General features: G+C 73.8%; 22 protein-coding genes, 1 tRNA gene and 2 pseudogenes. 12 read left to right on the top strand and 13 right to left on the bottom strand.

Annotated elements, in window-relative coordinates:
- Window position 1: 1 nt before the first annotated feature.
- From ACRWNP_RS02105 to ACRWNP_RS02085, 5 genes are all read right to left on the bottom strand, one after another.
- A complete protein-coding gene (locus ACRWNP_RS02105) occupies window positions 2–448 on the bottom strand; it encodes a GntR family transcriptional regulator (protein WP_431959111.1) in 447 nt (148 codons plus the stop codon).
- A 384-nt stretch (window positions 449–832) separates the two neighbouring features.
- Window positions 833–1,750: a DUF4232 domain-containing protein gene (locus tag ACRWNP_RS02100; RefSeq protein ID WP_431959110.1), complete on the bottom strand. Its 918-nt coding sequence runs from the start codon at window positions 1,748–1,750 to the stop codon at window positions 833–835.
- A 95-nt stretch (window positions 1,751–1,845) separates the two neighbouring features.
- Entirely contained in the window at window positions 1,846–2,070 is a 225-nt protein-coding gene (locus ACRWNP_RS02095) for a hypothetical protein (protein WP_431959109.1), read from the bottom strand.
- 326 nt (window positions 2,071–2,396) lie between these two features.
- Window positions 2,397–4,070, bottom strand: coding sequence for an LCP family protein (locus tag ACRWNP_RS02090; protein WP_431959108.1), 1,674 nt, complete (start codon window positions 4,068–4,070; stop codon window positions 2,397–2,399).
- Between the two features lie 281 nt (window positions 4,071–4,351).
- Window positions 4,352–5,209, bottom strand: coding sequence for an alpha/beta fold hydrolase (locus ACRWNP_RS02085; RefSeq protein ID WP_431959107.1), 858 nt, complete (start codon window positions 5,207–5,209; stop codon window positions 4,352–4,354).
- Between the two features lie 119 nt (window positions 5,210–5,328).
- Between ACRWNP_RS02085 and ACRWNP_RS02080 the strand changes: the two genes are divergently transcribed.
- Window positions 5,329–6,294, top strand: coding sequence for a DUF1152 domain-containing protein (locus ACRWNP_RS02080; RefSeq protein WP_431959106.1), 966 nt, complete (start codon window positions 5,329–5,331; stop codon window positions 6,292–6,294).
- A gap of 27 nt (window positions 6,295–6,321) precedes the next feature.
- Here the strand turns inward: ACRWNP_RS02080 and ACRWNP_RS02075 are convergent, their stop codons facing one another.
- Together ACRWNP_RS02075 and ACRWNP_RS02070 are read right to left on the bottom strand one after the other, a co-directional pair.
- The gene (locus ACRWNP_RS02075; RefSeq protein ID WP_431959105.1) at window positions 6,322–7,254 is read right to left on the bottom strand and encodes an SDR family NAD(P)-dependent oxidoreductase; all 933 of its coding nucleotides are present in this window, start codon (window positions 7,252–7,254) and stop codon (window positions 6,322–6,324) included.
- A gap of 85 nt (window positions 7,255–7,339) precedes the next feature.
- Entirely contained in the window at window positions 7,340–8,554 is a 1,215-nt protein-coding gene (locus tag ACRWNP_RS02070; RefSeq protein WP_431959104.1) for a L,D-transpeptidase, read from the bottom strand.
- A 216-nt stretch (window positions 8,555–8,770) separates the two neighbouring features.
- Between ACRWNP_RS02070 and ACRWNP_RS02065 the strand changes: the two genes are divergently transcribed.
- The 9 genes and pseudogenes from ACRWNP_RS02065 (at window position 8,771) to ACRWNP_RS02025 (ending at window position 17,516) form a co-directional block, all read left to right on the top strand.
- Entirely contained in the window at window positions 8,771–9,967 is a 1,197-nt protein-coding gene (locus ACRWNP_RS02065; protein ID WP_431959103.1) for a lipid II:glycine glycyltransferase FemX, read from the top strand.
- Window positions 9,964–11,643, top strand: coding sequence for a murein biosynthesis integral membrane protein MurJ (gene murJ / locus ACRWNP_RS02060; RefSeq protein WP_431959102.1), 1,680 nt, complete (start codon window positions 9,964–9,966; stop codon window positions 11,641–11,643). Before ACRWNP_RS02065 ends, murJ begins: the two co-directional genes overlap by 4 nt.
- A gap of 17 nt (window positions 11,644–11,660) precedes the next feature.
- Complete coding sequence (locus tag ACRWNP_RS02055) at window positions 11,661–12,341, top strand: response regulator (protein WP_431959101.1); 681 nt, start codon at window positions 11,661–11,663, stop codon at window positions 12,339–12,341.
- A 7-nt stretch (window positions 12,342–12,348) separates the two neighbouring features.
- Complete coding sequence (locus ACRWNP_RS02050; RefSeq protein WP_431959100.1) at window positions 12,349–13,818, top strand: ATP-binding protein; 1,470 nt, start codon at window positions 12,349–12,351, stop codon at window positions 13,816–13,818.
- Window positions 13,815–14,345, top strand: a complete 531-nt coding sequence (locus ACRWNP_RS02045; RefSeq protein ID WP_431959099.1) for a hypothetical protein — start codon at window positions 13,815–13,817, stop codon at window positions 14,343–14,345. Before ACRWNP_RS02050 ends, ACRWNP_RS02045 begins: the two co-directional genes overlap by 4 nt.
- Before the next feature lie 265 nt (window positions 14,346–14,610).
- Window positions 14,611–14,850 (top strand): annotated as a pseudogene (locus tag ACRWNP_RS02040) (ATP-binding protein); the annotation flags it as partial.
- A gap of 47 nt (window positions 14,851–14,897) precedes the next feature.
- Complete coding sequence (locus ACRWNP_RS02035; RefSeq protein WP_431959098.1) at window positions 14,898–15,749, top strand: class II glutamine amidotransferase; 852 nt, start codon at window positions 14,898–14,900, stop codon at window positions 15,747–15,749.
- Between the two features lie 46 nt (window positions 15,750–15,795).
- Window positions 15,796–16,425 carry an RNA polymerase sigma factor gene (locus ACRWNP_RS02030; RefSeq protein WP_431959097.1) on the top strand — a complete coding sequence of 210 codons (630 nt, stop codon included), beginning with the start codon at window positions 15,796–15,798 and terminating at the stop codon, window positions 16,423–16,425.
- Complete coding sequence (locus ACRWNP_RS02025) at window positions 16,422–17,516, top strand: CU044_5270 family protein (RefSeq protein WP_431959096.1); 1,095 nt, start codon at window positions 16,422–16,424, stop codon at window positions 17,514–17,516. The genes ACRWNP_RS02030 and ACRWNP_RS02025 overlap by 4 nt, the downstream gene beginning before the upstream one ends.
- On the opposite strand, the gene ACRWNP_RS02020 is transcribed toward ACRWNP_RS02025, so the two are convergent.
- Together ACRWNP_RS02020 and ACRWNP_RS02015 are read right to left on the bottom strand one after the other, a co-directional pair.
- On the bottom strand, window positions 17,488–17,682 hold the full coding sequence (locus ACRWNP_RS02020; RefSeq protein WP_431959095.1) for a hypothetical protein: 195 nt from the start codon (window positions 17,680–17,682) through the stop codon (window positions 17,488–17,490). The two genes, ACRWNP_RS02025 and ACRWNP_RS02020, sit on opposite strands and share 29 nt — an antisense overlap.
- Before the next feature lie 27 nt (window positions 17,683–17,709).
- On the bottom strand, window positions 17,710–18,432 hold the full coding sequence (locus ACRWNP_RS02015) for a Clp protease N-terminal domain-containing protein (RefSeq protein WP_431959094.1): 723 nt from the start codon (window positions 18,430–18,432) through the stop codon (window positions 17,710–17,712).
- A gap of 135 nt (window positions 18,433–18,567) precedes the next feature.
- Here ACRWNP_RS02015 and ACRWNP_RS02010 point away from each other — a divergent pair.
- Window positions 18,568–18,645 (top strand) — tRNA-Pro (locus ACRWNP_RS02010).
- A 28-nt stretch (window positions 18,646–18,673) separates the two neighbouring features.
- Here the strand turns inward: ACRWNP_RS02010 and ACRWNP_RS02005 are convergent.
- A complete protein-coding gene (locus ACRWNP_RS02005) occupies window positions 18,674–19,630 on the bottom strand; it encodes an NADP-dependent oxidoreductase (protein ID WP_431959093.1) in 957 nt (318 codons plus the stop codon).
- Between the two features lie 70 nt (window positions 19,631–19,700).
- On the opposite strand from ACRWNP_RS02005, the gene ACRWNP_RS02000 reads away from it, so the two are divergent.
- Window positions 19,701–20,645 (top strand): GlxA family transcriptional regulator, encoded by a 945-nt coding sequence (locus tag ACRWNP_RS02000; RefSeq protein WP_431959092.1) that lies wholly within the window; start codon window positions 19,701–19,703, stop codon window positions 20,643–20,645.
- 312 nt (window positions 20,646–20,957) lie between these two features.
- On the opposite strand, the gene ACRWNP_RS01995 is transcribed toward ACRWNP_RS02000, so the two are convergent.
- The 3 genes and pseudogenes from ACRWNP_RS01995 to ACRWNP_RS01985 all read right to left on the bottom strand — a co-directional run.
- Window positions 20,958–21,419, bottom strand: coding sequence for a transglycosylase SLT domain-containing protein (locus ACRWNP_RS01995; RefSeq protein WP_245939151.1), 462 nt, complete (start codon window positions 21,417–21,419; stop codon window positions 20,958–20,960).
- Between the two features lie 321 nt (window positions 21,420–21,740).
- Window positions 21,741–22,514 (bottom strand): putative protein N(5)-glutamine methyltransferase, encoded by a 774-nt coding sequence (locus tag ACRWNP_RS01990; RefSeq protein WP_431959091.1) that lies wholly within the window; start codon window positions 22,512–22,514, stop codon window positions 21,741–21,743.
- Window positions 22,515–22,745: 231 nt separating this feature from the next.
- A pseudogene (locus tag ACRWNP_RS01985) lies at window positions 22,746–23,040 on the bottom strand (hypothetical protein); the annotation flags it as partial.
- Between the last annotated feature and the right edge of the window lie 201 nt (window positions 23,041–23,241).

The raw sequence follows: 23,241 nt of genomic DNA, 5'->3' as shown, positions 1-23,241 counted from the left end.
ATCACGCACTGGTCATCCTCTCTTCCCGGCCTTCCGGTGTTCCGTCGGCCGCCGTGGTGCCGGCGTACCGCTCCTCAAGGACCGCCGCGACCAGCGCGGCGACGTCCTCCCGTTCCAGGCCCGCCTCGTGGGCCCGGGTCATCCACGCCTCCAGCTCCCCGCGCAACGGGGAGTCGGCGCCCGCCTGAGGGCGGGCCAGTGAGCGGCGGATGAAGGTGCCGAGGCCGGGCCTCGGCTCGACCAGCCCCTCGCGTTCCAGTTCGCGGTAGGCCTTGAGCGTGGTGTTCGGATTGACGGCGCTGGACTCGGCGACCTCCTTGGCGGTGGGCAGCCGGTCCCCGGGCATCAGGACGCCCAGCCGCAGGGCCTGCTTGGTCTGCTGCACGATCTGCTGGTAGGCGGCGATCCCGCTGCGCCTGTCGATGCGGAACTCCACGAACTTCAACACCCTTTAGCTACTCGATTAGTGGAATAATGAGAGGGCGGTATCAGCCGTGTCAAACGAAGCGGCCACCACGGCGCCCCTCGGGACAGAACCGTGACATGCGTGATGCGGGAACCGCGCGGCCCGGGACAGCACGAAGGCCCCGGGCGGGCAGCCCGGGGCCTTCGTACGGACGGGAGGGGACGTCAGCGGCTCACGGGGCCCGGGACCAGGGCCGCGGTCCCCCGCTTTACGCGGACCTCCTCACAGGGCGCGCCCTCGCGGCACTCGGGGTCCGGGCCACCACGCAGCAGTACGTGATCCCGGTGCGCGCGGTCAGGAAGAAGGAGGTGCCGGCGAAGGACTGCCGCTCGAAGACGGGCGACGCGCGGGTCGTCGCCCGTCGGGTCACGGCCGGGCCGTCGTCGCCGGGGCGGCCTTCCAGACGCTGACGCCTAGCTTCCCCGTCGTGCCGAGGTCGAGTTCCGGGGTCACCGTCACCGGAGGGGCGCCGGGTGTCGCCCACACCCTCGCGTAGGGCGCGTTGACGGATGCGCCGTCGGTGACGGTGTTGCGCCACATCAGGCCCGCGGTCGCGCTCTCGCCCGGCTCCAGCGTGACCGGACGAGGCGGATCGTCGAAGCCCGGCACCAGGGCGACGCCGCCGCTGCCCCGGAAGATCTCGACGCCCTTGACGGGCCTGTGCTCCTCGTCGAGGAGCCGGACCAGCGGATGGCCCTCGACACGGCGGACGCGTGACGAGCAGTTCTCCAGGCGGAGTCCCACCACGCGCAGCCCCATCGCGGCGTCGCCGTCGCCGGCGGTGAGACGGAGTCCGGAGGGCGGGCAGGCGTCTCCCGGGGCGGCGGGGGCCTCGTCCGCCGGGACGCTCCTGACCTTGACGATGCGCACCCGTTCGTCGCCGGACCGCGGAGCGAGCGGCGCACCCAGATCGGCCTCGCCCTTCACGGTGCGGCCGGGCGGTACCGCGCGCACGGTGTGCGGCACGTTCCCCAGGGCCGCTCCGGCACCGGAGGTGAGCCCGAAGGTGACGGTGTACGTGGCGGGCTCGTCGGCGTGGTTGGTGACCTGGAACGCGACGTGGAACGGGGCGGGGCCTGAGCAGTGGGAGGGGCGGGCGGTCACGGCCGTGATCCGTACGTCGCCGTCCCCCTCGGCGCCCGCGGCACCGCCCGCGGGCGCCGAGGCGACCGGGGCGGTCGAGGGGGCACACGAGGCACGGTCGCCCCCGTGCGGGCCGCAGGCCGTGACCAGGAGCACGGGGCCGGCGAGCACGACCGGGAGGAGAAGGGCAGGGGTGCGCATCCGGCGACCCCATCAGGACCCTCCCGCTCCCGGCCGTGGCGGAGGCCACAATTCCCGTCACACGACCGTCACAAAGTGCCGCGCCCGGGCCGGGCTCAGCGGGAGGCCGCGCTGTCGATCCAGGCGACGACGGAACTGACCGTGGCGTCGTCGAGCTGCCGGGCGATGGTGTGCACGGCGTCGCTGTCCCCCGGCAGCGGGGGCACCCCGGCCGCGATGAGCGCGGCGTGGAGTTCGACCCAGCGCGCGTCGACAGCGGCCAGATGGGCCCCCAGCGGGACGCCACCCAGTGACTGCTGCGGAGTATCGAGAAGGCTCATGGTGTTTCCCCTCGGATCTCGGACGGTGTCGACCGGACTCGCCGTGCAGGACAGCACCGCCCCGCCCGACGGTTGCGCCACGCCCCCGACTTCACCCGTCCGGCCCTCACCCCGGCCGCCGGAACCTGTGCCATGGGATGACGTTCGGCGGTCCGGCGACGCGGGCCGCGGCGCACGGGCCATGGGCTGCCTCAGTGCAAGCTGGGCACCGCGGCGGCCTTCGACAACCAGGACTACGTCCCCGTCCTTGCCGTCGCAGCCCGGGCGCGGGGCGCCCCTTCCGCCCTCCCGCCGTAGGCGCGGCGCGGCGAAGGGGCCGCCGGGGCTCAGCCGACGCATTCCTTCTTGTCGGCGTGCGACTGCGGGATGTCGTCCGGGACCGCGTCCGGGTCGGCGAGCGGCTTCCCGGCGCCCCGGAAGTCACCGCCGAGGGTGAGGGTCATGTCCGCGCCGGGTCCGGCGTCGTCCGCGGCGGGGTGCAGGGCCCCGGACGGCAGGCCCATCATCGCGGCCAAGGCCCGGGCCTGGTCCGCCTGGTCGGGGCCGTAGGTCAGGGTCGTGCGGTCCTGCTTCCCCTTCGGGGCGTTGCCGCCGTTGGTCGAGTGGGTGACGCCCTTGGTGTTCTGCAGCCACTCCAGGGTCGTCCGCGCCGCGCCCTGGGGACCGCCGCCGTTGTAGACGAGCACCCGGACCTGCGACGGGTCCGCCTTGGCGCCGCGGAGCTTGGTGTCGGCGCTCGCGGGCTTCTTCTTCGTCTTCGTCAGCGAGACATCGTTCTTGATCGCCTTGAAGAGCGCGGGCGCCCTCGTGTCGTCGACGACGACCGTCGCGTGCTGCGTCCCCTCGGCCGGGTTGTCCTTGACCGGGAGCGTGGTGAAGGTGATGTGCGCGGGATCGACCCGGCTCAGGTCCTTGGCGAGTTCGGTGAGCTTCGCCACGCCGCCGATGCCGGTGTCCACGGTGAGCGACTTGGTGGCGGCGTTCGCGAGCCTGAAGAGCTTCCGGGGGTCGGTGAGGGTGTCACCGGACTTCATCTGGCGGATCATCGAGCCCAGGAACTGCTTCTGCAGATCGATCCGGTCCAGGTCGCTGCCGTTCTTCAGCGAGTGGCGCGTCCTGACGAAGGCCAGCGCCTGCTCGCCCTGGACCTTGTGCGGTCCCTCGGACAGGTCCAAGTGGGAGCCCTCGCCCTTGGAGGTCGTGTCCTTGATGGGGTGGGTGAGGCAGACCGGCACCCCGCCGACCGCCGTGGACAGGGTCTTCACGGCCTCGAAGTTGACCAGGACGAAGTGGTCGACCGGCACTCCGGTGATCTCCGTGACGGTCCGCATGGTGCAGCCCGGGTCGCGGCCCGCCTGGCCCAGGCTCTCGTTGAAGCGCGGACTGAACCTGGCCTGGGGGGTGCCGGGGATCGTCTTGACCGAGCCGTCCTTCTGCTTGGTGGGGCAGTCCGGGATACCGGTGACCATGTCGCGCGGGATGCTCATCGCGGTCGCGTTCGACCGGTCCTTCGCCACGTGGAAGAGGATCGTGGTGTCCGCGTGGCCGACGCTGCCCGCGTCCCCGTACTTCGCGCCCAGGCCCTGACGGCTGTCGGTGCCGATGACCAGGATGTTCACCGCGTCCTTGCTGGTCGCGTTCTTGCTGCCGGCCGTGCCGACGTCGACGGTGGCGATGTTGCCGTCGAGGTGCCGGTACAGGAAGTAGGCCCCCGTGCTGCCGGCGAGCAGCAGGAAACCGAGCGTTCCCGCGGTCCACACCAGCACCTTGCGCTTCGTGGACCGCCTGGCCTTGCGGGACACCGGGGCACCGGCGCGGCGGCGGCCACCCGGTGCCGGGACGGGTGGCTGCTCCTCGCGGCGCGTCCGCCGCCCGCCCTGCCGGGGCACCGTGGGCGCCGGAGGGGCGTCGGAGTCAAGCCGCAGCCGGTAGGAACCGGTCTCGGGGTCGAGGACCCACTGGTCCGCGGGGTCGATGTCGCTGCCGTCGTGCCTGTTCACGGTCGTACGGGGCCTCCGTCCACACCCCGGCCGGCCCGGGGTGTCAGTTCAGACAGACGAGCGCCGCACATGGTTGCCCCGGGGCGGTCGGCTCCCTGTGCGAGACAGGGGACCCGAGGGACTTCCGTGGTGGTTGAACCGGTGCCGCCGGGCCGCACCAGTGACGGCGGCCCGGCACCCATGCCTGGCCCGCCGTACCGTCATGGTCCCGGCCCTCCCCCTGACCGTCCGCCCGTGCCGCTCCCGGCGCCGTCCACAGCCTGTGGACGGCGCCGGGGTGCTCAGCTCCGCCGGGTCCGCCCGACGAGCCAGTCCAGCGCGTCCGTGGCGGAGCCGAGGACCGAGATGTGCCCCTCGCCCGGCCGCAGCCACAGCTCCGCGTCGGGACAGCGCCGGGACAGCCACACGCCGTGCGCGGCGGGCACCATACGGTCCGCTTCGCCGTGCAGGACCAGGACGGGCGCGGCGACGCCGGCCGGGTCGAAGCCCCACGGCGCCACATAGGCCAGGTCGTCGTCGACCATGCCGCCCGGGCCGCCCTCGAGCGCCTTGCCCGCCACCTCGCCCAGCCAGCCCCATGTTCCCGCCAGCGCGGCGTGGTCCCCCGGGGTGAAGAGCTCGGGGTCGAAGTCGTCGGCGGCCAGCCGCTCTTCCAGCGCCACCCGGCCCCGGACCGCCGCGCCGAGCTCCGCCGCGCCGGACGGCCCCATCCCGGCGAACCAGTCGAGCCCCTCCGCACCGAACGGCGCCAGGCCGGATCCGCAGACGACCGCCAGGACGCGGTCCGGCAGCAGGGCCGCGCAGGCCAGCGCGTGGGGGCCGCCGCCGGAGTGGCCCATGACCGCGAAGCGGCCGATGCCCAGGGCGTCGGCGACGGCCGCCGCGTCGCCGGCCGCGGAGGCGACGTCCCGGCCCGGGCGGGGCGTCGAACCGCCGTACCCCGGGCGGTCGTAGCCCACCCAGCGGATGCCGCGCGCGGCGGCCGCCGCGAAGAGCGGCGCGGGAGGTGTGCCGGTGTTGGGCGTGCCGTGGTGCCACAGGACGGCGAGTTCCGCACCGTCCGCCCGGCCGCCGGTCCCGGTGTCGTACACGTGCAGCCTCCGCCCGTCGGCGAGGGCGATATCCGTCTCCGTCACCATCCGCCCGAGTCTAGGCGCGGGCACCGACACGCCACCGGGAGCGGGCGGTCAGGCGCCGCGCCCGCCACGGACACGGAAATCCGCTGCCCCGGAGCACGGCCCGCTGTTACCGTCCCCCGGTGTTCTCCCTCCTCGAACCCGCCCTGTTCACCCGGCTGCGCGACGCACGGCGGGTCCTCGTCGCCGGGGCCGGCGGCGGCTTCGACGTCTACGCCGGGCTGCCGATCGCGCTCGCGCTGCGCGAGGCCGGCAAGGAGGTCCACCTGGCCAACCTCTCCTTCGCCGACCTGTACGGCCTGGACCGCGACGTGTGGCTGGACCACGACGTCGCCGCCGTGCGCCCCTCGACGGCCGCGCGCGGCGACTACTTCCCGGAACGGACCCTCGCCCGCTGGCTGGAGTCGCAGGGCCTGCCCTCGACCGTGTACGCGCTGTGCCGTACCGGCGTCGAACCCCTGCGGGCCGCCTACCGGGCGCTGATCGGCCACCTCGGCGGCGTCGACGCGATCGTGCTGGTGGACGGCGGCACCGACATCCTCATGCGCGGCGACGAGAGCGGACTCGGCACTCCGGAGGAGGACATGGCCAGCCTCGCCGCGGTGGGCGGGCTCACCGGCGTCCCGCAGCGGCTGGTGGCCTGCCTCGGCTTCGGCGTCGACGCGTACCACGGGGTGAACCACTCCCTGGTGCTGGAGAACCTGGCGGCCCTGGAGCGCGACGGGGCGTACCTGGGCGCGTTCTCGCTGCCGCGCGACAGCCGTGAGGGGCGGCTCTACCTCGCGGCGGTCGCGCACGCCCAGGAGGAGACCCCGGACCACCCGAGCATCGTCCACGGCTCGGTCGCGGCCGCGGTGCGCGGCGACTTCGGGAACGTCCGGTTCACGGAGCGCACCAGGAACAGCGAACTGTTCGTCAACCCGCTCATGGCGGTCTACTTCTGCGTGGACGCGGTGGGCCTGGCCGCCCGCAACCTCTACCTCGACCGGCTGGAGCAGACGCAGCTCACCCGCCAGATCAGCTCGATCGTCGAGGAGTTCCGCGACGGCCTGCCGCGCCAGCGCCCGCCGCGGACCTTCCCCCACTGACCCACCCGCCCTTCGCCCAGGAGCGGGTCAGCCCCTCACGCCCGCCGCGAGCGCGTCCAGCGACACCTGCCACAGCAGCGCGGCCGCGGCCGGGTCCAGCGCGTGGTCGGCGACGCCGCCGGAGGTGCCGGGGATGTGGCGGTGGGCCTCGGCGCAGTCCTCGAAGTAGCGCCCGCCGACGCACTCCAGCCGGGGCGCGGTGGCGACGAACACGACGGTGGCGGCGCCCTGTTGCGGGGTCTTGAAGGTGTGGCCGCCGGACGCGTGGGCGGCGTCGAGGGCCTCGCGGGTGAGATGGCGGGACAGGTTGGTCCCCAGCACCGCCCCCGGGTGGACGGCGTTGACGGTCACGCCGTCGGCGGCCCAGCGACGGCTGGCCTCCACCGCGAAGAGGACGTTGGCGGTCTTGGACTGGGCGTAGGCGAGTCCGGCGTCGTACGGGCGGTGATGGAAGTGGATGTCGTCGAAGTGCACGGGGCTGCGCAGGTGGGCGACCGAGCTGAGGGAGACCACGCGGGCGCGGCCCGCGGCCGCGAGGGCCGGGTGGAGGCGGACGGCGAGCGCGAAGTGCCCGAGGTGGTTGGTCGCGAACTGCAGCTCCCAGCCCTCGGGCGTGTGCGTCTGCGGGGTCATCATCACCCCGGCGTTGTTGACGAGGACGTCCAGGGGGCCGTGCCAGGCGGCGGTGAAGGCCCCGACGGAGCGCTGGTCCGCCAGGTCGAGCGGGGCGACCAGGACCCGCCCGCCGCCACCGGCCGCGATGTCCGCCGCCGCCCGCTCGCCGGCGGCGGTGTCCCGCACGGCGAGGGTGACCTCGGCACCCGCTCCGGCCAGGGCGCGGGCTGCCTCCAGGCCGATGCCGGAGGCCGCGCCGGTGACGACGGCGCGGCGGCCGGTGAGGTCGATGCCACCGACGACCTCGGCGGCGGTGGACTGTGCGGTGAAGCCGGAGCCGGTCATGGCCGTGCCTTCCTCTCGGCGGTGCGGTGGTGCCACCCCTTCCAGGCAACCACCGCGGGCCGTCCCCGGCGCCCCCGGACGAGGATCAGCGCAGGGCGCTCTTCTCCCGCCACCGGTCCCAGTCCACGTTCCAGTCGCCGAAGCCGTTGTTGGGCGCGACCGTGCCCTTGGCCTCCGACCCCGTGATCTCGAAGGGGTCGCCGACCCGGACCTGGGAGTACAGCCAGTCCGCGTCGGCGTCGCTCATCCCGACGCAGCCGTGGCTGCGGTTGGCCCGGCCGAAGAACGCGGCGTTCCAGGGGGCGGCGTGCGCGTACATCCCGGACCAGGTGAGCCGGATCGAGTCGTCGACCTTCTGGTCGTAGGCGTCACCGAGGCCGACGGTCTCGGAGTTCATCCGGACCGTGCCCTCCTTGGCCAGCACCACCGCCGTGCCGCGCCAGGAGCCGGTGTCCGGGCCGGGGGTGCCGCCGGAGACCGGGAACGTGCGCACGGTCCGGCCGTCGCGCCGCAGGGTGAGCCGCTTGCGGTCGAGGTCCACCTTGACCACCTGGCGGGCGCCGACGGTGAAGGAGGTCTTGTAGTCGCGGACGAACCAGCCACCCCGGCCGGAGTCGGTGCCGTCCAGACGGGCGTCCAGGGTGACCTCGGTGCCCGGTCGCCAGTACTCCCTGGGCCGCCAGTCGACCCGGTCCCGGCCGGAGTAGTCGGTCAGCCAGCCCCAGGAGCCCTCGGTGCCGTCGGAGGTGGTGACCTTCAGCTGCCGCTCCACGGCGGCCTTGTCGGTCACCGGGTTGTCGAAGACCAGGGAGATCGGCTGGGCCACGCCGACCGTGGTGCCGTCGCCGGGCCGCCAGTCCACCTTGTTGACCTTGCCGGCGGGGGCCGTGGTGAAGCTGGACTGGCTCTTGCCGGTCGTGCCGCCCGGGGTGCGGGTGACGGCCTCGACGGTGTACGAGGCGCCGGGCACGACGTTGCGGTCCGAGGTCCAGGTGCGGCGGTCCGCGGACAGTTCGCCGGTCAGGCCCTTGCCGTGCGGCCCGGCGACGGTGACCGTCGTCAGGGTGCCGCCCTTCGCGGTGACCCGGACGGGCTCGCCGGCCCGGACCCGCCCGCCGTGCGGGGTGACGGCGACGGTCACCGGCCGCTCCTTGTGCTGCTCCCCGTCGCCGCCCGCGTGCGTCACCGCCGGGGCGCTGCCCGAGCAGGCGGTCAGCACGGCGGCCAGTGCGACGGCGGCAGCCACGGCGGCGGCGCGGGGACGGGGCCGGCGTATCGGGCCCACGCGTTTGCGGGACAACGGAGACCTCCGGGAGGGACGGACGGGGAGAGCGGCCGGGAATCGGCCGGACCCAGGGGACTCTAGGCCGCCGAATGCCCTGGTGGAGGGCCTGGGAGCGATATGACGGCAGTTGCGGGGAAACGGTCATGGTCCGGTCACATTCGCCGCTCGGGGCGGTCACGGAGGGCTGTGAGCCTTGCTGTGTTCCCACCGACCACACCCAGGGAGGCGCAAGTGTCAGCGCTGCTCGTGACGGCGGGCTGCGGCCCCCGGCAGGCCTGGCTCCGGCCGGTCGACGCCGGAACGTACCGCTCGTTCCTGGCGTCCAGAACCGGCTCGGCGCTCGGCCCCGGCTTTCTCCAGTGCCCGTCGTGGGCGCTGGTGAAGCCGGGATGGCGGGCCCGGTTGCTCGGCTGGGGCCCCGGGGACGGCGCGGGGCACGGTGAGCTGCGCGGGGTGGCGCTGGTGCTGCTGCGGCAGTTCCCCGGGACCCGGAAGTCGTTCGCCTACCTGCCCGAGGGGCCGGTCGCCGACTGGGCCGACCCGGACATCGACGCCTGGCTCACGCCGCTCCTGCGCCACCTGCGCGGACTCGGCGCGTTCGCCGTGCGCATCGGCCCCTCGCCCGACCACCGGCGCTGGGACGCCACCGCGCTGAAGGCCGCCACAGGTCTCGGCCGGCGCCTGTCGGACGTCCTGGCGTGCGAGGTCGACCCGCTCGGCACGGTGGTGGCCGAGCGGCTGCGGGCCCGCGGCTGGCGGCGCTGCGGCGGTGACGGGCCGGACGGCGGCGGGGACGCGGACGCCCAGCCCCGCCATGTCTTCCGGGTCCCGCTGGCCGGCCGCAGCGCCGACGACCTGTGGTCGGGGCTCAACCAGGAGTGGCGCCGCAACATACGGCGGGCGCGCAGGTCGGGCGTCGAGGTGACGGTCGGCGGCGCGGCCGACCTCCCCGAGTTCTTCCGGTTGCTGCGGATCACCGAGGAGCGCGACGGTTTCCGGCTGGGCCGCTCGCTGGAGTACTACCAGCGTCAGTACGCGGCCCTCAACGCCGAGCAGCCGGGACGGATGAAGCTCTACCTCGCCCGCCACGAGGGCGAGGTGCTCGCCGCCCACACCATGATCACGGTGGGCCGGCGGGTCTGGTACCAGACCGGCGCCTCCGCGGACCACCGCCGAGAGGTCCGTCCCTCCAACGCCCTGCAGTGGCGGATGCTCCGGGACGCCCACGAACAGGGCGCGCTGGAGTACGACATGCGCGGAGTACCCTCCACACTCGACCCGCAGGACCGGGCGTTCGGTCTCACGCGATGGAAGCTCGGCACCGGGGGGCAGGTCGTCGAGACCCTGGGGGAATGGGAGACGGCCTTGGACGGCACCGCCAACCACACGCTCTACCGGGCGTTCCAGGCCTACATGGCGCGCCGGTGAGCGCCCCCGCGGCGGCGCGCCCGGCCGACGGGCCGGCCGCCACGGCCGGGGCCCCCGCGGCCGGCTCGGTGCTGCGCAGCGGCGCCGTCATGGCGGCGGGCTCGATGGTCTCCCGCGCCACCGGCTTCGTGCGGTCGGCGACCGTCGCCGCGGCGCTCGGCGTGGGCCTGGCCGCCGACGGCTACTCGGTCGGCAACTCGGTGCCCGCGATCGTCTACACGCTGCTGCTGGGCGGCGCCCTCAACGCGGTCTTCGTGCCCGAACTGGTGCGGGCCGCCAAGGAGCACCAGGACGGTGGCGCCGCCTACACCGACCGGCTGCTGACCGTGTGCACCGTCGCACTGCTGCTGATGACGACGGCGGCCGTGCTCGCCGCGCCCGCGATCGTGGCCGCGTACACCGGCTACACCGGGGCGCAGGCGGCGACGACGGTGGCCTTCGCGCGCTCCTGCCTGCCGCAGATCCTCTTCCTCGGCCTGTTCACGCTGCTCGGGCAAGTGCTCAACGCCCGCGGCCGGTTCGGCGCGATGATGTGGACGCCCGTCCTCAACAACCTGGTCGTCATCGCCGTCTTCGGCCTCTATCTGGCCACGGCCGGCACCGGCGGCGGACTGACCGCCGCCGAGACCGCGCTGCTCGGCTGGGGCACCACGGCCGGCATCGCGGTGCAGGCGCTGGCGCTGGTGCCCTCGCTGCGGGCGGCGCGCTTCCGCTGGCGGCCGCGGTTCGACTGGCGGGGCAGCGGGCTGGCCCGGCCGTTGCGCTCCGCCGGGTGGCTGGTGCTGCTGGTGCTCACCAATCAGGTCGCCTACTGGGTGGTGACCCGGCTCGCCACCTCCGCCGGACAGCGCGCCGCGGCCCTCGGCATCGACGGCGGCGCCGGCTTCACCGCGTACAACAACGCCTATCTGCTGTGGGCCGTGCCGCACGGCATCGTGACGGTCTCGCTGGTCACCGCCCTGCTGCCGCGGATGAGCGCGGCGGCGGCCGACGGCGACCCCACGCGGGTGCGCCGCGACGTCTCGTACGCGCTGCGCAGCAGCTCCGCGATGGTGGTGCCCGCCGCGTGCGCGCTGCTGGCGCTCGCCGGGCCCGCGATGGCCCTGGTCTTCGAGCACGGCAGGACGGACGCCGCCGACGTCGCCGTCATGGCGAACACGCTGGTGGCCTTCGCCCCGGGCCTGGTCGCCTTCTCCGGGCAGTACGTGCTGTCGCGCACCTTCTACGCGCTCGGCGACACCCGGACCCCCTTCCTGCTCAACCTGGTGATCTGCGGGCTCAACGCGGGCCTGTCCGTCGCCGCCTACCTGCTGCTGCCCGCGCGCTGGGCGGTTACCGGCATGGCGGCGGCGTACTCGGTGGCGCTCTTCGCGGGCTGGGCGGTCACCGCGTACGTGCTGGACCGCAGGCTGGCGGCGCCGGACGGCGGTCGCGGGCCGTGGCGGTCGCCGACCGCGGGCGCGCTGGCCCGGCTGCTGCTCGCCGCGGTGCCGGCCGCCGCCCTGGGCCGGCCGACGGCGGACCTCGCCGCGCCGCTCGGGCCGCTCGCCGCCGCGGTGGCCGGGGCGGCCGTCGTCGTGCTGGTCTTCGCGGCCGCCGCCCGCCCGCTGCGGCTTACCGAGGTCGAGGCGGCCCGGCGGGTGGTGCTCGGAAAACTTCGGCGCGGTGCAACATGAGTTGCGATACTCCGCTCATGCCACGCGTGCTGCTGATCGAAGACGACCCTTCCGTGCGAGAAGGTGTCGAACTGGGCCTGCGCCGCCGCGGTCACGAGGTACGCACGGCCGCGACCGGCGAGGCCGGGCTCACCGCCCTCGGCGAGTTCCAGCCCGATCTACTGCTGCTGGACCTGATGCTGCCCGGCATGAACGGCGTCCAGGTCTGCCGGCAGGTGCGCGAGACGAGCCAGCTGCCGATCATCATGCTCACCGCCCGCGGCGACGACTTCGACGTGGTCGTCGGGCTGGAGGCCGGGGCCGACGACTACATCGTCAAACCCGCCCGCACCGAGGTGATCGAGGCCCGCATACGGGCCGTGCTGCGCCGCATCGAGGAGCCCGGGGGCCGCCCCCCCGTCGAGTTCCATGGCGACCTCGCCGTGGACCGCGCCGGGCTCGGCGTCGCCAAGTCCGGGCGGCGGCTGGCGCTCGCGCCCTCCGAGCTGAAGCTGCTGCTGTTCCTGTCCGCCGCGCCCGAACGCGTCTTCAGCCGGCAGCAGTTGCTGGAGAACGTATGGGAGCACAGCTACCACGCGGACGCCCGGCTGGTCGACGCCTGCGTCCGGCGGCTGCGCAACAAGATCGAGGACGTTCCCGGCAGTCCCCGCTACATACAGACGCTGCGCGGCTTCGGCTACCGCTTCGGGCCGCTGTGAGCACCCGGTGATCCGCCGCAGGGCCCGCATCGGGCTGCGCAGCCGGCTGGTGCTGGCCTTCCTGCTCGTCGCCGCGGTCAGCGCGGGCACCACCGCGGCCCTGACGTACCGCGAGGCGCGCAACGCCATACTCGAACAGGCCCAGGACACCGCCGTCGCCTCCTTCCGCGAGCAGGCGGGCACCCTCGGCACCCCGCTCCCGATGGACCGCCTGGCCCTCCAGGAGGTGCTGCGCGACATGGCCCGCAAGGGCAAGCCGCGCACCTGGGTGGTGTTCGCCGAGTACGGCTCGATGCGGGTCTCCTCCGGCACCAGCCCCGTGTCGACCGTCATCACGCCCGAACTGCGCCGCGCGGCGCTGGCCAATCCGCGGGGCGTCTTCCAGCGGGTCGACAAGGACGGCACCCCCTGGCTGACGATGGCCGTGCCGACCGTCTTCAAGACCGGACTGTCCGCCCGCCCCACCGGGCTCGTGCTCTACGCCGTGATGCCGCTGACCACGGAGGAGGACGACATCCGGGCGATGCTCACCGCCGCCCGCGACGGAGCCCTGCCCGCGCTGGCCATCGCCCTGATCCCGGCCCTGCTCGCCGCCCGCAGCGTGCTCCGCCCGGTCCGCGAGCTGCGCACGGCGGCGCAGCGCATGGGCCGCGGCGAGCTCGACACCCGCATCCCCGTCAAGGGCAGCGACGAACTCGCGGACCTCGCCCACACCTTCAACGACTCCGCGCTGCAACTGGAACGGTCCGTAGAGGAGTTGCGCCGCGCCGAGGCCAGGGCCCGCCGCTTCGCCTCCGACGTATCGCACGAACTGCGCACCCCACTGTCCGGGATGCTCGCGGTCACCGAGGTCCTCGACGAGGACGCCGAGCGGCTCGCCCCGGACACCGCGGCCGCGGTCCGCCTCATCAGCGCCGAGACGGGCAAGCTCGCCGTCCTGGTCGAGGACCTGATCGAGATCTCCCGCTTCGACGCGCGGGCCGCCGAACTCAACGCCGACGAGGTCGACGTCGCCGAGACCATCCGCAAGACCCTGGCCACCCGGTACTGGACGGATCCCGCGCAGGTCGCCACCGAACTTCCCCCGGGCATCCGGGCCCGGCTCGACCCGCGGCGCTTCGACGTCGTGGTCGCCAACCTCGTCGGGAACGCGCTGCGCCACGGCAGCACCCCCGTCCGGGTACGGCTGCACACCGAGGCTCACGACGGCGGCCCGGCCCGGTTCGCCGTCGAGGTCGCCGACAGCGGCCCCGGCATCGCCCCGGACGTCCTGCCGCACATCTTCGACCGCTTCTACAAGGCCGACGCTGCCCGCACCCGCTCCGCGGGCAGCGGTCTGGGCCTGGCCATCACCCTGGAGAACGTCCGTCTCCACGGCGGCACGGTCCGCGCCGCCAACCGCCCGGGCGGCGGCGCCGTCCTCACCGTGCGGATGCCGCTGGACGTCCCCCGTGCGGCCGGGGAGGCGACGCGGTGAGCCGCCGGTCCGTCCCGGCCCTCGCCGCGGCCCTCGCCGCGGCGGCCCTGCTGACCGGCTGCGGGGTCACGGGCTCCGGGGTCGTCGAGGCGGGCGGCCCGGCCACCGTGGAGGCCTTCCCCGGAGCGGGGGCCCGGCTGACGCTCTTCTTCCTCTCCCCCGAGGGCCGGCTCACCCCGGTCCTGCGCGGGACCGGCTACGACCCGCAGACTGGACAGGTGCCGACCGCGAAGGCCGTCAGCGTGCTGCTGGAAGGGCCCGGGTCCCAGGAGGGCGCGGCGGGACTCGGCACCGGGCTGCCCGCCACCACCGGGCCGGTGGACGTCACGTCGTCCCGCGGCACGGTCCGGATCACGCTCCCGTTCCCCGTGCGGGGCCTGAAGGACAACGCCGTGCGCCAGGTGGTGTGCACCGCCGCCTACGCCGAGGGCCGCGAGGACGCCGTCGACGTCGTCCTCGCCGGCCGCGACGGCGTCCTCCCACCCGCCCGCTGCGGCGGCGCCCTGCCCGGCGCGGCCTCGCCCTGACCCCGGCCGGTGCCGACCTGCGGGCACGCGCCAGGAGCGGTAGAAGTGGAGGAGGGCCCAGGCGCCCGCGTCCTGGAGGGGGCCGGAAGAGGACGGGCGAGAACGGCGACGGATGGCGATGCGAGATTCCAGCCTCGACGACGAATTCGACGGCGGCCTCCCTCCCCGGCCCGATCCGGCCGTTCCGGCCACGGCCGCCATCGACGCCCACGGCATCATCACCGGCTGGAGCAGTGAGGCCGAGCGGCTGCTCGGTCGCGCCCCCACGTACACCGTGGAGCAGGTGGTCGGCGAACTCGTCACCAACGCCCTCCGGTACGGAACCCCGCCCGCCGGGCTGCGCGTCATCCACAACTCCGACGCGCCCCACCTGCGCCGGACCCGGGCCCTCGACGAGGGCGGCCGCGGACTGCTGCTGGTGGCGCGGGTCACCGGACGCTGGGGGACGCGTCATTTGCAGCGGGGCAAGACGATCCGGGCGGAGGCCGCCCTGGCCGACGACTGAGGAGGGCCGGCCCCCGAGGACGGCGGACGAGGAAGGGAATGGTGCTCATGTGCCGGTGGCTCGCCTACACAGGCACGCCCATGCTGCTCGACAACATCCTCTACAAACCGCGGCACTCCCTGATCGACCAGAGCCTGCACTCCCGGATGGGCGTCGAGACGACCAACGGGGACGGCTTCGGCATCGGCTGGTACGCCACGGACCACCTGGACACCCCGGCGATCATCCGGGACATCGGGCCCGCGTGGAACAACCGCAACCTGCGGGAGATCTCGCGCCACGTCACCTCGCCGCTGTTCTTCGCCCACGTACGGGCGTCGACGGGCACCGCGATCCAGCAGACCAACTGCCACCCCTTCCGGCACGGCCGGTGGCTGTGGATGCACAACGGGGCGATCACCGACTTCCACCGGCTGCGCCGCGACCTCTCGCTCGCCGTCGACCCGGCGCTGTTCTCCTCCATCGAGGGCTCGACGGACTCCGAGGTGATGTTCTTCCTCGCGCTCACCTTCGGCCTCGACCAGGACGCGCCCGGCGCCGTGGCGCGGATGGCCGGGCTGGTGGAGCGGACCGGCCACGAGCACGGGGTCGAGTTCCCCGTCCAGATGACGTTGGCGGTCACCGACGGGGAGAGCCTGTGGGCGTTCCGCTACTCCAGCGAGCGCACGTCGCGCTCGCTGTTCTACAGCAGCAGGGTGGACTCGCTGTGCGATCTCCACCCGGACCTGTGGTTCCTGCAGGGCGTGTCGGAGGAGACCCGGCTCGTGGTGTCCGAGCCCCTGGGCGACCTGCCGGACGCCTGGCACGAGGTCCCCGAGAGCACCTTCGGGGTGGTGCGGCCCGGGCAGGACGAGCTGATGCCCTTCGAGCCCGCGGCCCCCGACGGAATCGCGGCGTGACGCGGGTCACGGGAACCCGCGGGCGAGCGACGGACAGCCGACAGAAGTGACCACTGATGTACGTACCCGGGTACGGGACGGGGACCCCGCCGCCTTCGCGGAACTGTTCGACGCGTACGCCCGTACCGTCTACAACCACGCCTTCCGGCTGACCGCCGACTGGTCGGTCGCCGAGGACGTGATGTCGGCCACCTTCCTGGAGGCCTGGCGGCTGCGCGCCCGCGTCGACCCCGAGGGGGGCTCGCTGCGGCCGTGGCTCCTGGGTGTCGCCACGAACATCGCGCGCAACCACTGCCGCGGAAATCGCCGTTACCGGGCCGCGGTCGCCGCCGGGGCCCAGGCCGGGGCAGCCGCCCTCGAAGTGCCCGACCACGCCGACCTCGTGGCCGGCCGGGTCGACGACCGGCGCCGCATCGCCGCCGTCCTGGCCGCCCTCGCCCGGCTGCGCCGCGCCGAGCGCGAGGTGCTGACGCTGTGCCTGTGGGAGGGCCTGGAGTACACCGAGGCCGCCGAGGCCCTCGGCGTCCCGGTCGGCACCGTGCGCTCGCGGCTGTCCCGGGCCCGCACGAGACTGCGCAAACTCGCCGACGCGGAGATGGAACCCGCCGGCCGCCGCCGACAGACAGAAGGGGACCGCACGAACGCGGTCCGGCCCGCACAGGAAGGAATCCGATGAACGCCCATCCCTCGGAATGGGAGGAGACCGCCCGTCTCCTGCCGCGCGTGGAGCGGGATCTGCCGGCGGACCGTCACCAGTTGCACAAGGAGCGTCTGATGACCCGGATCCACGAGGACCTCGCCGCGAGGCCCGGCCCGTCCCCCGCCGCCACACGCCCGGCCGCGCGCCGCAACCCCTTCCTGCGCCGCATGGTCCTCGTCCCGCTGAGCGCGGGCGTACTGGCCGGGGCCCTGGCGACCGGCCTGTTCGTGTTCGGCGGCGCGGAGGGCACCGGCGCGGGCGGCCGCTCCGGCACCTCCGCCGCGGGCCCCGCCCTGACCACCCGCCTCGGCACCGCGGACCCCAAGGGCGCCGCCCGTCTGCTCGACACCGCCTCGCTGGCCGCCGCCGAGTCGCCCGCCACGCCGGTGGGCGACGGCCAGTACATCTACATCGAGTCGAAGTCGGCCGGCACCGTCGTGCGGCACGTGGGCGACACGACCAGCCTGGCCGGCACCCCGCTGCACCGGCGCCAGGTCTGGGAGTCCCGCGACGGCAGCGACGGCTGGCTGATCGAACCCGGCACCACCGGCCCGGAGGGCGTGACCCTGGCGGGCACCGACGAGCAGGGCAACGTGCCCGGTCCGACCCTGAACGCGCCGAGCTACGACTACCTCAGCACCCTGCCCACCGACCCCGACGCCCTCCTGGCCAAGATCTACAAGGAGACGAAGGGCATGGGCAACGGCCCCGACCAGGAGGCCTTCACCACCATCGGCGACCTGCTGGGCGAGAGTTACCCGCCGGCCACGCTGACCACCGCGCTCTACAAGGCCGCCGCCAAGATCCCCGGTGTGGTCGCCGTGGACGACGCCGTGGACGCCACCGGGCGGCACGGGGTCGCGGTGGCCCGGCTGGACGAGGCCAGCGGACAGCGCACCGAGTGGATCTTCGATCGGAAGACCCACGTCTTCCTCGGCGAGCGCACCGTCCAGGCCGAGCGGGACCCCGACGGGGTCCTGCCGCGCGGCACGGTCGTCTTCACCAACGCGGTGCTGAGCCGCTCCGCCGTGGACGGCATCAAGCAGCTGCCCGGCGCCACGGGCTGAGATCCTCCGCGGCCACCGCGGCGGCCGGAACGGCGGCCACCGCCTCCGGAGGACCGAACGGCCGGATCACCGGCCCGGCGAGCACGAGGAGCAGCAGCGCGACGGACAGCGCCTCCGCGATCGTGGTGTTCCGTTCCTCCCGGGTGGGACCGTGATGGCCCCTCATGGAGCTGCGGGCCACCCGGGACACCGCTCACCCCTCTTCTTGTGTGCCGCCCACGATCTCGGCCAGCGCCTCGGCGACGTGGCGCTCGGTGGTGGCCTTGTCGAGGCCGAGGGAGGTCAGCGGGCCGTCGCCCGCCTCCAGTTCGAGGAGGGCGAGGAGGAGGTGCTCGGTGCCGATGTAGTTGTGGCCCAGGCGGAGGGCCTCACGGAAGGTGAGTTCGAGGACCTTGCGGGAGGCGAGGTCGTACGGGACGAGCTCGGGGACCTCGTCCACGGCCGCGGGGAGGGCCGCGGTGAGGGCGGTGCGGGCGGCGTCGGGGGTGACGCCCTGGGCCGTCATGGCGAGGGCCGCGAGGGCCTGGGGCTCGCTGAGCAGCCCGAGGGCGAGGTGCTCGGGGCGGACCTCGGGGTTGCGGGCGGTCTGGGCCTCCGCGTGGGCGGCCATGACGACCTTGCGGGCGCGTGGGGTGAAGCGCGAGAAGCCCTGCGAGGGGTCGAGGTCGGGGAAGCCGAGGTCCTTGGGGACGAAGCGCTTCTGGGCGGCCTGCTTGGTCACGCCCATGCTCTTGCCGATGTCGGTCCACGAGGCACCGGATCGCCGGGCCTGGTCGACGAAGTGTCCGATGAGGTGGTCGGCGACCTCGCCCAGGTGCTCGGCGGCGATGACGGCGTCCGAGAGCTGGTCGAGGGCGTGGGGGTGGGCCTTTTTGATGGCTTCGATCAGATCGTCGAGCCGGATCTGCTGCGTCATGCGTCAACGATAGGTTGACACCCCTCTGTCGTCAACCAAAGGTTGACGACAGAGGGGTGTCAATCAGTGGTGCCCCCGGCCTCGGGTGCGCCGGCCTGGGGCACATGTCCCAAAAACCTCGGCCCTGCGGGAATCGCACGCGGGGTCCCTCGACCGGCGCGCAAGACCCGGCTCGGGACCGGGTGGACGCAGGTTCGAGCCCTGCCCCGGTGCCCGTACGGCTCGCAAGCCCACGGATGTGTCAGCGCACGGTGAGGACGAGCTTCCCGGTGGTGCGTCCCGTCTCCAGGGCGGCGTGGGCCCTGGCGGCCTCGGACAGGGGGAAGGTGTCGGCGACCGTGACACGCAGGGCACCCTCCTCCACCAGGTGGGCGATCGCGGTCATGCCGGCGTGGTCGGCCTCGACGATCATGCCGGCGGCACGCACGCCCAGACGGTCGGCCTCCGCGAGGAGTTCGGGCATGCCGATCGGGAGGAGCGTGACGAGCAACCCGCCCTGGCGCAGGGTGCGCAGGGAGCGGAGGGACTCGGGGCCACCGAGGGGGTCGAGGACGACGTCCACGTCGCGGACGGCCTCGGCGTAGTCGGCCGAGCGGTAGTCGATCAGTTCGTCGGCGCCGAGGCCGCGCAGGAAGTCGTGCTTGGCGGCGCTCGCCGTGCCGAGGACGTACGCGCCGCGGGACTTGGCGATCTGGACGGCGACGTGCCCGACGCCTCCCGCGGCCGCATGGACCAGCACGCGCTGCCCGGGGCGGACCCCGGCGACGTCGACGAGCGCCTGCCAGGCGGTGAGGGCGACCAGCGGGACCGCGGCGGCCTCCACGTGGCTCATGGTGGACGGCTTCCGGGCGAAGGCACGGGCGGGCCCGGTGACGTACTCGGCGTGGGAGCCCACACCGTGCGGGTAGGGGAGCATGCCGAAGACCTCGTCACCGGGCCGGAAGAGGGCGACTCCCAGCCCGGCCTCCTCCACGACACCGGAGACGTCCCAGCCGAGGACGGGCGGCGGGCCGCCGAGGAAGAGCCCGGTCTGCCGGTGCTTGGTGTCGGTGGGGTTGAGCCCGGCGGCGTGGACGCGGACGAGCAGTTGCCCGACGCCGGGAGTGGGACGCTCCAGCTCCGCCTCCCGCAGTACCTCGGGTCCGCCGAGGACGTCCTGGGTGATCGCGCGCATGGTGCGAGGGGTCGTGTCGTTCATGCGCTCCAGCCTGCCGACCGGCGGCGCGCGGAAAAATGGCCTGGTTGCCATCATCCGATAAGTTTCTGCCATGCATCGTGTGGTCGTCCTCGCCCTCGACGGCGTCTATCCCTTCGAGCTGGGCATCCCCAACCGCGTCTTCGGCTCCGCCGGGAACCGCTACGAAGTGCTGACCTGCACCGCCGACGGGCGCCCCGTGCGCACGGACTCGGACTTCTCGGTGGCCGTCGAGCACGGCCCCGAGGTGCTGGCCACCGCCGACACCGTCGTGATCCCGCCGTACGACCAGGCGCGGATCACCGCGGAGCTCCCCGCCCCGGTCGCCGCCGCGCTCGGCACGATCCGGCCGGGCACCCGCATCGTCTCCATCTGCACGGGGGCCTTCGCGCTCGCCGCCGCGGGACTCCTCGACGGCCGCCCCGCCACCACCCACTGGGCCCTGGCCGACGACTTCCGCCGGCTGTTCCCCCGGGTGGCCCTCGACGCCGACGTGCTCTTCGTCGACGACGGCGACCTCCTCACCTCGGCCGGCGCCGCCTCCGGTGTGGACGTCTGCCTGCATCTGGTGCGCGCCGACCACGGCAGCGCGGTGGCCAATTTCGTCGCCCGAGTCTGCGTCGTACCGCCCTGGCGGGAGGGCGGCCAGGCGCAGTACATCGAGCAGCCCGTGCCCGGACCCACCGACACCGGCACGGCGGCGACGCGGCAGTGGGCGCTGGAGCACCTCGACCTGCCGCTCACCCTCAGCGACCTCGCGGACCACGCGCGGATGAGCCTGCGCACCTTCGCCCGGCGGTTCCGGGACGAGGTGGGGGTGAGCCCGGGGAAGTGGCTCATCCAGCAACGGGTCGCCCGGGCCCGCCATCTGCTGGAGTCCAGCGACCTCCCGGTCGACCGCATCGCCGGCGAGGTGGGCTTCGCCACCGCGACCTCCCTGCGGCAGCACCTCCACGCCGCCATCGGGGTCTCCCCCCTGGCCTACCGCCGCACCTTCCGGGCCACCGCCACCCGTTGACGCACCCGGCCCGGGGGGGGCCGCGATGGCTGCCGACCGTCCACTCGGCACCGGGTATCGGCACCGAGGTGTCCGGGCACGCGCGGAGCAGGGCGGCCAGGTCCTGGCGGCGTGCAGGACCTCGGCCTCGGCCGGGTGGTCAGGGGCAGCACCGTTCGCCAGTCCAGGCCCGGGACGGAAAGCCGGACGCGAAACGGTGGGCGGACCGTGACCCGGAAAAGCGGGCGGAATACGGGAAGGGGAAAAGAGGGAAGCCCCCGGGCAGCCGTGGCCGCCGGGGGCGTCCCCAGGAAAGCTTTCGCGCGCGGGCGATCAGTACGCCGAGTTGACGTTGTCGATCGTGCCGTAGACGTGGGCCGCGTAGTTGCACGCGGCGGTGATGTTGGCGACCGGGTCGTAGATGTTCCACGAGGTACCGGGGACGTGGTAGGCCTTGAACGTCGGGTCGATCACCTGCATCAGACCCTTGGAGGGAATTCCCTTGGCAGCGTTCGAGTCCCAGCCGTTGATGGCGTTCGGGTTGCCCGAGGACTCACGCATCAGGTTCTTGTAGATCCCGTTGTAGGTGCCCGGGATGCCGTTGGCGCGCATCACCTTCAGGGACTCGTTGATCCACGTGTTGACGGAGCCCGACTGCGCCGTGGTGGCGGCGGAGGCGGTGGGGGCCATGGCCACGCCACCGGCGACGACGGCGACGCTGGCGGCAGCGCAGCCGAGGGAGATCTTCTTGGCCTTGGCGACGCGGTTGAGCTTCGACATAGCGGAGATCTGCATTCGAGAAATTCCTCTTCCGTGGGGTACGCCATGAATTGTTGGCCGACTTAAATCCCGGGGTCAATGCACCCCTCTTACTAACGGGATTAGTTGTGGGACCAGGGACGAAAGTCCCGCCACTCAGGCGTGGGAAGGGGATTCCGGGACGGCGTCTACTAAGCAACCCCGAAAGTGGCGCACGCCATATCGGCTACGTCACACGCAGACCCAGACAAATCGCCCATTGAGTGACGCAGGCCATGTGGCCTGCGTCACTTATCAGGGCCTCGATTTACTCGAAGAAACGACGGATTCACGCACAGCGAGGATCTCCGGCCCCGGCTACGCCGCAGGGGCCGAGGCGATCACGACCGTCGCGTACAGCTCCTCCGACACCACCACCCGCGCCTCCAGCCCGGCCCGGGCGACCGCGGCGACGGCGGCCGGGGCCTGCTCCTCACCGGTCTCGAAGAGGAGCCTGCCGCCCGGCGCGAGCCACGCGGGCGCCGCGGCGGCGACCCTGCGGAGGACGTCGAGGCCGTCGGCCCCGCCGTCGAGGGCGACCCGGGGCTCGTGGTCACGGGCCTCGGGGGGAAGGAGGGCGACGGCGCCGCTGGGGACATAGGGCACGTTCGCGACCAGGACGTCGACGCGGCCGCGCAGCCGCGCGGGCAGGGGGTCGTAGAGGTCGCCCTCGTGGACGTGGACGCGGCCGTCCGCCGCGGCGAGGTTGCGGCGGGCACAGGCGACCGCCACCGGGTCGATGTCGACCGCGTGCAACAGGGGCCGGTCGAGCGTGGCGGCCAGGACGGCGCCCACCGCGCCGGAGCCGCAGCACAGGTCGACCACGACGGCGCCGGGCCGGCCCAGGGCGCGCCCCAGCGCGGCGGCCTCGCGGGCGAGGAACTCCGTACGGCGGCGCGGGACGAAGACCCCGGGGGTGACGGTGATCCGCAGACCGCAGAACTCGGCCCAGCCCAGGACATGTTCGAGCGGGAGGCCGGTCACCCGGCGCTCCACCATGGCGGCGAGCTCACCGGGTGTCCGGGCGGCGGAGACGAGCAGCCGGGCCTCGTCCTCGGCGAACACGCAGCCGGCCGCCCGGAGCACGGACACGACCGGCGCGAGGGACGCCGAGGACGGGACGGAGGGATGAGGACCGGCGGGAGATGGGCCGGAGGAAGAACCGGAAGGAGAAGAACCGGCGGAACATGGGCCGGAAGGAGCCGGCGAGGCGGAGGACATGGAGGCCTTTCGGGCGCCGCGGGGCGCTCTCGACGGCCTAGGTCGTCCGGACCACGGGGCCGCCGGGGGAGAGCACCCAACCTGACATGGCGGTAATGGGTCTCACCTCCTCGGTCCGTCCACTGCTGGGGACCGCAACGTTACCCCAGCCCCCGGCACCAGGCCCACCCCCAGGGCCGCGACGGCCGCCCGCGGGTCGTCGGCGTGGAAGCGCAGGACGCGGGCCTCCGGCGGGCGCCCCGAGGGGGCGCAGGAACGTGACGGGTTCGGTCAGTTCGACCGTCACCGTGGTCTGGCCGCCGACGACCTGCCTGGTGACCAGGTCGACGGTGCCGTCATCGGCGAGCGTGACGAGCCGTCCGTCGGGGAAACGCCGGTCGACACGCGCGGCGGCGATCTTTCCCGGCCGCTGTCCGTGCCCTGGCGGTCGCGCCTGACGTCAGCGCGTCCACCCGTCACCACCCACCGCAGCCGTGGCGCAGAGGCGCTCCCGGCGGAACAGCGACCGCGGCCCTGCCCGCGCTCGCACTGGCCGTCACCTGCCTGCTCGCCGCGGGACCGGCCGCCCAGGCCGCCCCCCATACCCCCGCCACCGGGG

The sequence above is a fragment of the Actinacidiphila sp. bgisy160 genome, assembly GCF_965342435.1.
GTDB lineage: Bacteria > Actinomycetota > Actinomycetes > Streptomycetales > Streptomycetaceae > Actinacidiphila.
Note: the sequence above shows the minus strand (reverse complement) of the source record. Positions and strands in the feature narration are given on the sequence as shown.